The following is a 12314-nucleotide window of genomic DNA, read 5'->3' as shown; positions in this document are numbered from 1 at the left end:
TGCTGAGCATCCTCAAAAATAACGCTTAAAACTTAGAAAATCACTTCTGTTCATAGTATGCTTAGACCATGCAAGAAAGTGCTTTTTTTGGTAACAGTCAAACGCACTCTGGTCATATTTTTGTGACGACTCCACTCCCTTTTTTTAAATCAATGAATGGAACTCTATGATTTATCAATTTTATCAACGTCGGGTTTTCCCGCACCTGCTCAATCAGGTCATGCAAACCGCCAGCCTGATGGATAAACGCCGTGAACTGCTGCTGCCGATTGAGGGCGAAGTGCTTGAGATTGGTTTTGGAACAGGTTTAAACATTCCATTTTATGGCAATGTCGATGTACTGTATGCGCTTGAACCGAATCCAGACATTTACCATCTGGCGGTTGAACGGGTTCAGCATGCCCCATTCCATGTCAGGCATGTACAGGCTCATGCAGAGAAATTGCCTTTTGCTGACCAGTCTTTGGATCATGTGGTTTCCACCTGGACATTGTGCAGTATTGCCCGACTGGATCAGGCACTGGCAGAAATTTATCGGGTGCTGAAACCAACAGGAACTTTGCATCTGGTTGAGCACATCAAGCATCCCAACTCGGTCAAGATCCAGTCTTTACAGACCTTGCTTACTCCAATTCAAAAACGTATTGGCGATGGCTGCCACCTGAATCGGGACATTGAACGCAGCCTGCAACAAGCAAAATTCAAGTTTATTGAAAAGCAATATTTTGATGCCGAGGGCATTCCAAGCCTTGCACAAAGGATGCTGATGGCACGGGTACAAAAGCTCAATTTTGAGATTGCGGATTAATCATTAAAATCAATACGCAGGGTTTCAAAGCGCACCCGTCCCTCACGTATCGCTTGGGCAATAGCCTGCTGTCCCTTGCTCAGGCGCGCACTGCCACTTTTAATATCCAGCAGGATCACTTCAATGTCTTCGGCATCACCATCGCCATCACGGAAGTCTGTATAGCCATCAAACACCACATAATCCACGGGGTCACCCAGAAACTTGGCATCACTGGGAAGATACTGGAACTCAGGCAAAATGGGGGCAAACTGCTCGGCCATTTTACCCTTTAATACCGCGCGGCTGGTGTTGACACTGCGCTTCTGCGCGTCAACCAGTGCCTGTTTATGTGCCAATTCAAGTTCAGCAATATATTGTTCATATTCCGCCTGAATACGTCCATTGCGTGTGCTGGATAATATAATGGTGGTGATCACCACACCAATACATCCGCCTATCAGCATTGCCAACCAAACCGACATAAAATTTCCCTCTGTTCTGAGCCTAAATTGTAACCTACCACGCTGAAAAAGATGCTAAGGTAGAATGGAATATAAGAGGCTCGTTAAAACGCAAATTTCATGAAAACCATATTAATTGCAAATCAGAAAGGCGGTTGTGGCAAGACCATGACGGCGATTACCCTTGCTGCCGCATTATCACAAAAAGGCTATAAAGTTGCGCTAGCCGATGCGGATAACCAGAAATCCACCTTACAATGGCTCAAGCAGCGTCCTAAAACGGCGACCGAAATTCAGAGTCTGGACTGGCGACATGAGAAATCGATTGGTGAGGCACCCAAGAATCTGGACTACCTGATTATTGATGCGCCTGGTGCCCTTTCAGGGGAACATGCGGAACAACTGGTTAGTGAGGCACATGCGATTGTCACGCCATTACAGCCGTCGTTTTTCGACATTGACAGTACCCGTCGCTTCCTTAAGCATTTACAAGACATTAAACGGATTCGTAAGGGCAAAGTTCAGATTCTGCTGATTGCCAATCGGGTCAAGCCAAACAGCGCCAGCTCCAAGGATATTCAGGAGTTCTTCAGCAAGATTGAGCAACAGCCTGTGGCATGGATTTCCGAACGGAGTGCCTATGGGACGTTGGCGATGCAGGGACTCAGTATTTTTGATAAGCCACAGAAGAACTTTGTCACTATCCAGAGTCAGTGGCAGCCTGTTTTAAATCAGTTGGTGGATGATCCAAGTCAATGGTTTTAAACCACCTTGTTCCATCACGCCAGGATGGAACAAGGTATAAACCATTTATGCAACTGCACCGACTAAAACCTATCTTTATTTAGGTTCAATAAAAGGTGCGGGATTTGGACTAGGTTGATCTGTGTCATCACCCTTATCTTTCAGGTTATGCCTCATTTCATCACAATCCAGGTTTTCCACAGCTTTGCGGATGGTCTCGTTACCGTGACTGCCATCATCTGACTGGATTGCCTGTTCACGTTCCGCACCTTGCTGCTGTAGTGCATTTTCAGAATTTTTAGAAATATCTTGCTTTTCTATAGCCTGCTGTAATTGATCACTGTCCGTCAGACCTTCCACTTGCTGATAACTGAGCTTATCACCGTTCAAAAGAGCAGCCACTGCACTTTCGGCTTGTGTACCATTACTGCTATTCTGTTGTGAATGATGGTCCTGACCTGTTTTTGGAGAGGTATTGTCCTGATTATTTGAATGTGTCATCGAACTGCTCCTTAAATTCACTTTATGCATGTATGATGAATTCAATATAACAATACGCTTTGTAAGTCTTTACCAACTCCTGTATTAAAATCGATAGTAAATGTTGCTATGGTAAGTTGCTGTATTGCAGCCTTAAAACTTTGGTAAATACTGAGATATATATTGCCGATCATGAACCACTCCATTGAAAATACTCGTCTGGCTGAAACATACCATCAACTTTATCCTCCTCATTTCATCCAGATATTTAAACGTGAAATTACCGAATGAAAATTTTACTGGACCCATTTTTCAGTTAATATGATTTTATCCAACTTTTATCTTTAGAGACGGACGCTTGTGCAACAATACGCTCCCACATTACAACGTGTTTTATTGTTTGGACTGTTTTTTGTCTTAATCTATTTGGGATTCAGTATTCTCAAATATTTTATTGTGCCTGTACTTTGGGCAGCAATTATTGCCTACATGACCTGGCCTGTGTATTTATGGGTACAGCGCCGTTTCTTTGGGGAAAATCGCCCCACCCTCAATGCCACCATCATGATCAGTCTGGTCATTCTGGTGATTGGGGTTCCGTTTATTTGCGCCATCTTCATGCTGCAACTGGAAGGGCGTAACCTCTATTTTAATTTACAGAGACAACTGTTTTCAGGACATATCCAGATTCCTGACTTCATTAAAAACTTGCCTGTGGTGGGCAAGGATATTAGCCGTACCGTGAACGAACTGAGTAATGACCCAAACAGCATTACCAAGAATATTGCGGAATGGATTCAGGGTCATTTGAGTTATGGGCGTTTTGTTCTCAGTGAGATTAGCCGCAACCTGGTCAAATTGACGTTTGCCATCATGACCCTATTCTTCTTCTATCGGGATGGGCAGATGATTCTGGCACAGGTCAGCCGTGCCATGGAAATGGTGATTGGCCCACGCGTACACCACTATCTTGACACCATTTCAGAAACAACCCGTGCAGTGGTATATGGCGTAGGCCTTACTGCGGTTGCACAGGCCCTTTTGGCAGGTCTCAGTTATTTTGTTGCGGGTATACCGAACCCAATGCTGCTGACGATGGTCACCTTTATTTTAGCCCTGATTCCATTTGGCACCCCTGTTTCATATCTGGGTGTGGGACTGTGGCTATTTGCGCAGGGACAGACTGTTGAAGCGATTGGTGTGATTGTATGGGGTTTGCTGATCGTCAGCAGTTCTGACAACGTGATTCGCCCACTGGTGATTTCAGGCGCAACCCAGATTCCATTCCTGTTGATCATGTTCGGTGTACTGGGTGGAATCGCAAGCTTTGGTCTGGTTGGCCTGTTTATCGGTCCAGTCATTCTGGCAATCCTGTTGGCGATTTGGCGTGAATGGCTGCATGAGAATGTGGAAGAACCCGTTGCCACACTTGAGACTCCATCTGAAACCAAGTAAGTTGATTTAACCTTTTTGTTATCAAATAATTAAAGAAGCTTGCGAGTTCCCTCAAACTTTGCTTGAATTTAATTGATAAAGATAATCAATTAAGGATGCCTCGCAATGACTTCAATAATTCAAAAGTTTTCCCTCCTGGGTTGCCTCGGCCTAAGTATCGCCGCCTGTTCATCGGTTAATCTGGATAACAACGCAGATAAAATCCAGACACAGCCTACATCATCAGACCAAAAACAGCTGATCACGGTTCATCAAGTGGATGCCAATGGTGTGGGTGCCTCCATTGGCACCGTGTCTTTCCAGCAAACACCGAAAGGCCTGCTCATCACCCCTGCACTTGGAAAGCTTTCCCCAGGTGAGCATGGTTTCCATATCCATGAAAATGCCTCATGCGAAGCTGTTAAGAAAGACGGTAAAATGGGAGCCGCCCTCGCTGCGGGTGGACATCTCAATCCAGAGAAAGTTGCCCATCATGGTACACCGCTGGATGGACATCTAGGTGACCTACCTGCCCTAACCGTGAATGACAAGGGTTTTGCAACAACGCCTGTGCTTGCGCCACGCCTGAAACTTGCCGATATTCAGGGTCGTGCGATCATGATTCATGCGGGTGGAGACAACTATTCAGATTCACCTAAGCCTTTGGGCGGTGGCGGAGATCGGGTTGCCTGTGGTGTAATTAAGTAAGGATATTTAAATACTGTGGGTATCCTAAAAGATATCCACAGTTGTGTTGATGTTTTAAACAGAAATTTAAAAGCTGGAATAATTTCCCAGCTTTTTTTATTAATGAATTCCCTCAGCTTGACGTTCTAGCATAATCTGTTTCAGTACCGCCCGTGGCTGGGTAAACCAGATGCCAATCAACCACCAGAAACAGTGTTCCTAGCAGCATAATTAGCAAACCCATCAAGATGGTTTTACCCAAGGGAAAGCGGTCAATGACCTTGATCAGGATAATGTTGCCCGCGATTATACGGTTTAACGTCATGTTCTGATGATTTGTTGTCATGTTCTATTCACAAAAATAACCAACTCGGGTTCGCTCCATTTCCCATAAATGGAAATGGAATCATCACCACAAGACTTTATGGTTGAAATTTAAATTTTGATCTCATGCTGTGAGAAAGCATGTGATAAATGTGAAAACAGCGTATTCACTGGGCGTATATAAGAAAAATGATTTATTTACGTGAGGCTGGTAAATTTTTTTACCTTTTGGCCAAATTGCCAGACGCAACTTTAGCATTTTTTCAAAATGACCGCAATTTGTACAATCCCAATGATTGTTTAGATATGTGAATAACCGAAAAGTTATCCACAGTTTTGTCTATCTTTTAGGCTACACCACAGCTCACAGATCAATCATGGACAAAGCGCAAACTGGAATTTATCGGCATTGTCTCCCCTGGCACATTGATAACTTTGTTTCTTGTTCACGATCTTCCAGACCGCCTGATCACGTTTCAACTGGTATTCAGTTCGTACCGCAATCACTGAATCATCCTGCTGGACCTGTTCAACCGTCACCTGTGCATCGGTTGGATTCTCTGCACTGTTAAACTGCTGGTCTATTTTCAAGTTGGTTTCATCATGAAACAGGTTTGGCTGATCCAATAAAACCACATGCATTGCGGTACTTTTTTGCACCGCCGCCTGTTGCTGCGATTGCGCAATAGGTGGATTACATGCCGCTAGAAACAGGCTGCATCCCATTATCAACCAGATTTTATGCATTTTGTATCATTCCAATTTTCCCGATTCATTTATGCTACTATGCAAAACTTATTTGCCAAGCAATAAAATGTTATGGCTTGCAAAAGATTTGTTGTCATGATTAGATAATTGATAATGGCATAAAGTATTAAAAAAACTGATTTTATAACATCAATATCACAATAGATTGGGCGTCATGATATGGCAGATTTAGCCAGAAATTTAACGATTATTTTACTCGTGGGCAGCACTTTGGCTGGCTGCTCCAAAAAAGAAGAAAGTGCGGCAAGCGATGCCGCGGTTGCCACAGAAAGCGCAGCCTTAGATAGCAAAGCAATTCACACCAACGCCGCCAAAAACCCAGAACAACTGGTCAGTACCCAGCAAAGCGCCCTAGAGCAAAGCCGTCAACTGGTCAAAAGTGCCCAACTGCAATTTGAAGTGCAAGATGTGTTAAAAACCACATCAACCCTGGAACAACAGTTATTGCAATACAATGGCTACATCGAAGAAAAACAGGTCAATTATCAGGTCAGTGACAGTTCCCAGCGTAACCGTATTGATGGCACTGTCGACATTTATGAAAAGATCACGCCAACCGTACAGCTCACCGTACGCCTCCCCAATGACCAAGTCACAACTTTTCTGAATACTCTTCTGCCGCTTATGCTGAACTTTAACAGCCAAAGCTATGAAGCAAAACGCTATGAATTAAAGCGACTCGAAGAAAAGCTCAATACCGCAAACCAAAGTAACAGCCCATCCAATGCGGTCAACAACCAACTGCAACAATTGACCGATTTGGAAGTCAAAGACCGCCTGGCTTATAGCACCATTCGGCTTGAGTTCTATCAACAGCCGAAAGTCCGTAAACGCCATGATTTAAATATCCATCGCATCGCTACATTGGACAGTGATCCATTAATGACACGAATTGCAGAATCATTCAAAGTCGGTTTAGCTTATTTTAAAGAAACCCTACTCTGGCTGATTCAATTCTGGGCATTTTATCTGCTCATATTTGCCATTTGGATGATTCGTAAAGTGTATAAGGCAAGAAAGCACAGCAGCTAATTATTGATTTTTGATCAATAGTATTTTGCTAATTTACGCATTTTCACTCATGAATAGATTCCCTAAAATGCATTCAAGTTTTAGCAATCTATTTTTGAGTATCCCATGAGCAATATTCTAATTATTAACGGTGCCAAACAATTTGAACATTCCAATGGCGAATTGAATGACACCCTCACCCAGTTTTCTGAAAGCCATTTAACAACGCTGGGCCATACCGTACAGGTCACCCGTACCGACAGCGAATATGACATTCAGGCCGAAATTAAAAAATATTTATGGGCGGATGTGGTGATTTACCAAATGCCAGGCTGGTGGAAAAGTGGTGTGATCAGCATGGTATTGAGCATGTATTTACCCAACCAGGCCATCCACAGCAAAATGCATATGTTGAGCGATTTAATCGTACAGTACGTTATGAATGTCTAAATCAATATTTATTTCGAGATCTGAGCGAGGTGCAGGACTATACAACTGACTGGCAGTACTTTTATAATCATGAACGACCTCATATGTCAGTAAATGGTTGTCCACCTATTTTTAAACAATAACAAGGGCTTTAGATTTTCTACCCATTAATTCAATTAAAAATGGGGGTATTACCCCTCTACTGATAATAATGAGCTTGTACTTTTTCCTGACTTTCAGTTAAAGCATGGCTATTCTTAATAGCAAGAATATTTAAAATAGAAAATAATAAAATATAGTCAAACTACTTTATTATCCATACAGGATTCGAAAAAAAATCGAAATAATTCATCGATTGAGTTGTATTAGTTCTATAATGATTTGACTATATGAGATATTTTCATTAAAAGTCGTTGTAATATTAAAGTTCGGTTACTTATTAAGTTCTAGGTATAACAAAAAAGCGCATCTTTCGATACGCTTTTAGCAGAAATTCTTTTATCTAATCAAGCATTAAAGATCAAATAATTTCCCAGGATTCATAATCCCATTCGGGTCAAATGCCAATTTCAATGCTTTCATATATTCAATTTCTTCAGGTGAACGTGAATATTCTAAATATGGTTTCTTGGTCATTCCGACACCATGTTCGGCAGAAATAGAACCATCATATTTTTTCACGGTCTCAAATACATATTTATTCACCACCTGACACTTGGCAAAGAATTCATCTTTGGTCAGATTTTCAGGTTTTAAAATATTTAAGTGCAGGTTACCGTCACCAATATGACCAAACCAGCAGATTTCAAAGTCTGGATAATTATCCGCAACGATCGCATCAATTTCTGAGATAAACGCGGGCACATGCGTAATCAACACTGAAATATCATTCTTATAAGGAATATACGGCGCAATCGATTCCGAAATATCTTCACGTAAACGCCATAAGCTTTGAGCTTGTTCTAAGCTTTGGCTCATTACGCCATCAATCACCCAACCTTGTTCCATACAATGCTCAAAAATCTGCATTGCTTTGTCCATAATCGGCTCATACGGCGCTTCAAATTCGAGTAATACATAGAATGGGCAAGTTGTTTCAAATGGACGTTGTACATGACCACGATCCAACACTTTTTGCATTGCCACTTCACCAAAAAACTCGAATGCAGTTAAGTCGATTTCTTTTTGGAAAGCATGTAATACAGGCATTACCGCTTCAAAGTCAGGCGTACCCAATACCATGACTTGTAAGTTTTGTGGCTTACGCTCAAGTTTAATCTCAGCCTCAGTCACCAAACCTAATGTGCCTTCACCACCGATAAACAAATGCTGCAACGCATAACCCGTCGCATTTTTAATCATGCCTTTGTTTAAACGTAAAATATCGCCTTTACCCGTCACAACCGTTAAGCCAAGCACCCAGTTACGTGTCATACCGTATTTGATGACTTTAATACCGCCTGCATTAGTTCCGATATTTCCACCAATTTGACTGGAACCTGTAGATGCAAAATCAACTGGGTAATACATGCCTTGTTGTTCGGCATAGTTTTGCAATTGTTCAGTCACAACACCCGCTTGAACCCGAACCATACGATCTGCTGGCAAAAATTCCAAGATTTGATTCATCTTGTCAAAGCTGATCACGATCTCGCCATTGGTTGCCACCGCACCTGCTGAAAGTCCTGTACGGCCACCTGATGGTGTAATTGCTACATTGAACTGGTTGGCAAGTTTCACAATGGCCTGAACCTGCTCCGTGCTTGACGGAAAAACGATGACTGATGGGTTCGGATCAAAATGTTTAGTATGGTCCCGCCCCCAGTTTTGCAGACTATCGGCATCGGTTTTAATACGGTTTTCACCCACAATTGCCGTTATTTGGGTCAATAACTCAGGTGTTAAATCAACTGAAGCATTCATCGTTTACGGGCCTAGCAAGAAATAAATATCGGATTTCTGGGTAGTAACCTCATGTTTTTAAAAACATTCACAAGATTACAGCAACATCCAGAATATAGAAACGCCACAGGACGGCACAACCCCTGTCTTGTTGAGGTTTGACCATCAATTACTGCATTTTACATTGAAGCAGGCAAGGGATAAAGCTCAGGATCACGATACCATCACAACAAAATGTGTATCAGCCATAAAATTCCTGTAAAGCTGAAAAATTATCAGCAATTCTGCTGTGGTAATTTTAAAGCAAATATCTATAACTGCACGCTCTATGCTATGATACGGCAACTAAATTTTGGCCTTTGTAGCGGAGCCGTAATGAGCCAACATCTTTCTCTACCTAAAGACAAAATCCGTTTTCTTTTATTGGAAGGTGTGCATCAAAATGCCATCGATACCTTAAATGCAGCGGGTTATACCAACATCGACTACCACAAAACTGCACTTGAAGGCGAAGCTTTGAAAGAAGCGGTCAAGGACGCTCACTTTATTGGTATTCGTTCGCGTACTCAATTGACTGAAGAAATCTTTGAAGCAGCAAATAAATTGATTGCGGTGGGTTGTTTCTGTATTGGGACCAATCAGGTTGACTTAAAAGCGGCAATGTCGCGTGGTATTCCTGTGTTCAACGCACCGTATTCAAACACGCGTTCAGTAGCGGAACTGGTTCTTGCTGAAGCCATTTTATTACTTCGCCGTGTACCTGAAAAATCAAAAGATACACATGCAGGTGGCTGGAACAAGTCTGCGGTCGGTTCGTTTGAAACACGCGGTAAGACTTTAGGTATCGTTGGTTACGGTTCAATTGGTTCACAACTTTCTGTATTGGCAGAAAGTCTGGGTATGAAAGTCATCTATTTTGATGCCGTGACCAAGTTACCGTTGGGTAATGCACGTCAAGTGGGTTCTTTAGATGAGCTTTTGGCAACTGCTGATGTGGTTTCCCTACACGTTCCAGATGTGCCATCTACACGTAACTTCTTCAAGAAAGAACAGTTTGCACAGATGAAAGAGGGTTCGATCTTCATCAATGCGGCACGTGGCACCTGTGTCATCATCGAAGATTTGGCTGATGCGATTAAATCAGGCCACATTGCGGGTGCGGCGGTTGACGTGTTCCCGAAAGAGCCTAAAGCAAACGGCGAAGAATTTGTTTCACCACTTCGTGGCTTGGACAATGTGATTTTAACCCCTCACGTAGGTGGTTCGACCATGGAAGCGCAGGCCAACATCGGTTTAGAAGTTGCTGAGAAATTCGTTGCCTACTCAGATAAGGGTATGACCCTATCAGCGGTGAACTTCCCAGAAATCGCATTGCCATTGACTGAAGGCCAACATCGTTTACTGCACATTCACAAGAACATTCCAGGTGTATTGTCCAAAATCAACACCCTGTTTGCTGAACAAGGCATCAACATCTCAGGTCAGTCTTTAATGACCAAAGGTGACATTGGTTACCTCGTGATGGATGTAGATGCATCTGCGTCTCAGGAAGCACTTGATACCTTAAGCCAAGTTGAAGGTACGATCCGCGTACGTGTATTGTTCTAATCAGGACAATTCAGGAAAGGCCACAGTTTAAGCTGTGGCTTTTTTATGGGCGCAATGATTTTGGCTGTCATCTTTAAAATCTGGAAGATCAATTTCAGCAATGTACGCTGGAAAGCAATCCTCAGCTACGGCATGGCCCTTGCTGGAATGAATGCCTTGTTTTATTTATCACTAGAGCGTTTACCTTTGGGCTTAGCGGTTGCCTTTGAGTTTATCGGCCCTTTAAGTGTTGCACTATTTCATGCACGACAGCGCTATGATTTTCTCTGGGTGGGCTGTGCCATTCTAGGCTTGATATTGCTATTTCCTCTACAACAAGCACAACAACATCTAGATTTAATCGGTGTATTGTTTGCGGTCTGTGCAGGTGCATGCTGGGCATTTTATATCATTGCAGGGCAAAAGCCCTCTGGCATTTCTGGCAATCATACCGTTTGTTTGGGGATGAGTATTGGCATGTTATGCTTGCTGCCTTTCGCGGCTTTCTCTGGTGCAATCGGGCATGTGTTTGAACTGCCAAATTTATATTATTTTATTGGACTGGCAATTTTAGCCAGTGCCCTACCATTTTCATTAGAGATGATCGCGCTGCGCAATTTAACACCTCTCAGCTTTGGAACCCTAATGAGTCTGGAACCTGCTGTGGCAGCCTTGTCTGGATTTATTTTTCTGGGTGAAACATTACTGTGGAATCAATGGCTGGCCTTGATGACCATTATCATTGCATCCATTGGCTGCACCGTGACCACCCAGCATGCCCGTCAGCAAAAAGAGGCCCTATGAAAAATCTCCAATTGCTTGCCGTGCTGTACATGGTTTTATCCATGGTGGCCTACCAGATCAGTGCCTCATTTGCCAAACAGTTGATTGCAACCCTTGATCCATTGACCGTCACGATTTTAAGGCTCTGTTTCGCCACGGTTCTGGTTGCGGTCATGTTCCGTTCATGGAGGATTTTATCCAGACTTAAACAGCTCAAATGGCGAGACTTGTTACTTTACAGTGCGTCTTTAGGCTGTATGAACATCCTGTTCTACAGTTCTTTAGGAAAATTGCCACAGGGAATTGCTGTGGGGCTGGAATTTATTGGACCCTTGGGTCTGGCCCTGCTTTCCATTAAACAGCGTAGCGATTATATCTGGGTGGCTTTTGCGATTTTAGGGATTGCCCTGATGGTGCCGTGGCATGATGCCAATGCCCAAAACTTTTCCTATCTCGGCGCGGCATGCGCACTCGGGGCTGGTTTCTTTTGGGCCCTGTACATCTATTTCGGGCACCGTGTGGTTCAGCAAAATATTGGCATGCATGCGCTGACCATTGCCATTGGCCTATCCGCCCTCACTTTACTGCCTTTTGGTTTGTGGAATAATGCACCCGCTTTGCTGGATACCCAATACTGGGGCAAGGCACTGCTCATTGCATTATTGGCAACCGCCATTCCCTATGCGCTGGATTTGATGGCACTGAAACAATTGAGCAAACTCAGTTATGGCACCTTGTCCAGTCTTGCACCCGCACTGGCAGCATTGGCAGGACTGTTTTTACTGCATGAACAGATTAGCCTGATTCAATGGGTGGCATTGAGCTGTATTATGATTGCCTCTATTGGCGTCACCTTACGTGGGGAGAAAACAGCAGCATCAGCATGATGACGCTGTTCTCTCTCCCTCATTGAA

11 protein-coding genes and 4 pseudogenes are annotated in these 12314 nt (G+C 43.2%); 10 read left to right on the top strand and 5 right to left on the bottom strand.

What is annotated here, in order from left to right; translation table 11 throughout:
* The first annotated feature begins 166 nt into the window (after positions 1 to 166).
* A complete protein-coding gene (locus F973_RS05740) occupies positions 167 to 808 on the top strand; it encodes a class I SAM-dependent methyltransferase (protein WP_004760580.1) in 642 nt (213 codons plus the stop codon).
* Here the strand turns inward: F973_RS05740 and F973_RS05735 are convergent.
* On the bottom strand, positions 805 to 1272 hold the full coding sequence (locus F973_RS05735; RefSeq protein WP_004678687.1) for a Holliday junction resolvase-like protein: 468 nt from the start codon (positions 1270 to 1272) through the stop codon (positions 805 to 807). The genes F973_RS05740 and F973_RS05735 overlap by 4 nt on opposite strands.
* 99 nt (positions 1273 to 1371) lie before the next feature.
* Here F973_RS05735 and F973_RS05730 point away from each other — a divergent pair, with 99 nt between their 5' ends.
* Positions 1372 to 2016 carry a ParA family protein gene (locus F973_RS05730; protein WP_004760579.1) on the top strand — a complete coding sequence of 215 codons (645 nt, stop codon included), beginning with the start codon at positions 1372 to 1374 and terminating at the stop codon, positions 2014 to 2016.
* A 75-nt stretch (positions 2017 to 2091) separates the two neighbouring features.
* Here the strand turns inward: F973_RS05730 and F973_RS05725 are convergent, their stop codons facing one another.
* A complete protein-coding gene (locus F973_RS05725; protein ID WP_004760576.1) occupies positions 2092 to 2496 on the bottom strand; it encodes a hypothetical protein in 405 nt (134 codons plus the stop codon).
* Between the two features lie 339 nt (positions 2497 to 2835).
* Here F973_RS05725 and F973_RS05715 point away from each other — a divergent pair, with 339 nt between their 5' ends.
* Both F973_RS05715 and sodC read left to right on the top strand, forming a co-directional pair.
* A complete protein-coding gene (locus F973_RS05715) occupies positions 2836 to 3930 on the top strand; it encodes an AI-2E family transporter (protein WP_004683352.1) in 1095 nt (364 codons plus the stop codon).
* 105 nt (positions 3931 to 4035) lie between these two features.
* On the top strand, positions 4036 to 4617 hold the full coding sequence (sodC, locus tag F973_RS05710) for a superoxide dismutase family protein (protein WP_004683354.1): 582 nt from the start codon (positions 4036 to 4038) through the stop codon (positions 4615 to 4617).
* Positions 4618 to 4795: 178 nt separating this feature from the next.
* Here the strand turns inward: sodC and F973_RS15665 are convergent.
* Positions 4796 to 4906, bottom strand: a pseudogene (locus tag F973_RS15665) (multidrug transporter); the annotation flags it as partial.
* Positions 4907 to 5295: 389 nt separating this feature from the next.
* A complete protein-coding gene (locus F973_RS05700) occupies positions 5296 to 5667 on the bottom strand; it encodes a hypothetical protein (protein ID WP_004760572.1) in 372 nt (123 codons plus the stop codon).
* A 180-nt stretch (positions 5668 to 5847) separates the two neighbouring features.
* Between F973_RS05700 and F973_RS05695 the strand changes: the two genes are divergently transcribed.
* The 3 genes and pseudogenes from F973_RS05695 to F973_RS14550 all read left to right on the top strand — a co-directional run.
* Positions 5848 to 6720, top strand: coding sequence for a DUF4349 domain-containing protein (locus tag F973_RS05695; protein ID WP_004760571.1), 873 nt, complete (start codon positions 5848 to 5850; stop codon positions 6718 to 6720).
* 105 nt (positions 6721 to 6825) lie between these two features.
* Positions 6826 to 7038, top strand: a pseudogene (locus F973_RS05690) (NAD(P)H-dependent oxidoreductase); the annotation flags it as partial.
* Positions 7026 to 7271, top strand: a pseudogene (locus F973_RS14550) (integrase core domain-containing protein); the annotation flags it as partial. The pseudogenes F973_RS05690 and F973_RS14550, both read left to right, overlap by 13 nt.
* Before the next feature lie 370 nt (positions 7272 to 7641).
* Here the strand turns inward: F973_RS14550 and F973_RS05685 are convergent.
* The gene (locus tag F973_RS05685) at positions 7642 to 9051 is read right to left on the bottom strand and encodes an FAD-binding oxidoreductase (protein WP_004760568.1); all 1410 of its coding nucleotides are present in this window, start codon (positions 9049 to 9051) and stop codon (positions 7642 to 7644) included.
* Positions 9052 to 9405: 354 nt separating this feature from the next.
* Here F973_RS05685 and serA point away from each other — a divergent pair, with 354 nt between their 5' ends.
* The 3 genes and pseudogenes from serA to F973_RS05670 all read left to right on the top strand — a co-directional run bounded on the left by serA (position 9406) and on the right by F973_RS05670 (position 12287).
* Positions 9406 to 10638 carry a phosphoglycerate dehydrogenase gene (serA, locus tag F973_RS05680; RefSeq protein WP_004683364.1) on the top strand — a complete coding sequence of 411 codons (1233 nt, stop codon included), beginning with the start codon at positions 9406 to 9408 and terminating at the stop codon, positions 10636 to 10638.
* A 45-nt stretch (positions 10639 to 10683) separates the two neighbouring features.
* A pseudogene (locus F973_RS05675) lies at positions 10684 to 11421 on the top strand (EamA family transporter); the annotation flags it as partial.
* Positions 11418 to 12287: an EamA family transporter gene (locus F973_RS05670; protein ID WP_004760566.1), complete on the top strand. Its 870-nt coding sequence runs from the start codon at positions 11418 to 11420 to the stop codon at positions 12285 to 12287. The pseudogene F973_RS05675 and the gene F973_RS05670, both read left to right, overlap by 4 nt.
* The last annotated feature ends 27 nt before the right edge of the window (positions 12288 to 12314 follow it).

This window comes from Acinetobacter sp. CIP 102129 (assembly GCF_000368305.1).
Taxonomy (GTDB): domain Bacteria; phylum Pseudomonadota; class Gammaproteobacteria; order Pseudomonadales; family Moraxellaceae; genus Acinetobacter; species Acinetobacter parvus.
The sequence above is the reverse complement of the archived record's forward strand: the minus strand, read 5'-3'. Positions and strand labels throughout refer to the sequence as shown.

Bases quoted from the DNA above. Each gene is read 5' to 3' on its own strand.
- F973_RS05730 (WP_004760579.1), top strand. From the start codon at position 1,372: ATGAAAACCATATTAATTGCAAATCAGAAAGGCGGTTGTGGCAAGACC.
- F973_RS05735 (WP_004678687.1), bottom strand. From the start codon at position 1,272: ATGTCGGTTTGGTTGGCAATGCTGATAGGCGGATGTATTGGTGTGGTG.
- sodC (WP_004683354.1), top strand. From the start codon at position 4,036: ATGACTTCAATAATTCAAAAGTTTTCCCTCCTGGGTTGCCTCGGCCTA.
- F973_RS05695 (WP_004760571.1), top strand. From the start codon at position 5,848: ATGGCAGATTTAGCCAGAAATTTAACGATTATTTTACTCGTGGGCAGC.
- serA (WP_004683364.1), top strand. From the start codon at position 9,406: ATGAGCCAACATCTTTCTCTACCTAAAGACAAAATCCGTTTTCTTTTA.
- F973_RS05685 (WP_004760568.1), bottom strand. From the start codon at position 9,051: ATGAATGCTTCAGTTGATTTAACACCTGAGTTATTGACCCAAATAACG.
- F973_RS05740 (WP_004760580.1), top strand. From the start codon at position 167: ATGATTTATCAATTTTATCAACGTCGGGTTTTCCCGCACCTGCTCAAT.
- F973_RS05700 (WP_004760572.1), bottom strand. From the start codon at position 5,667: ATGCATAAAATCTGGTTGATAATGGGATGCAGCCTGTTTCTAGCGGCA.
- F973_RS05725 (WP_004760576.1), bottom strand. From the start codon at position 2,496: ATGACACATTCAAATAATCAGGACAATACCTCTCCAAAAACAGGTCAG.
- F973_RS05670 (WP_004760566.1), top strand. From the start codon at position 11,418: ATGAAAAATCTCCAATTGCTTGCCGTGCTGTACATGGTTTTATCCATG.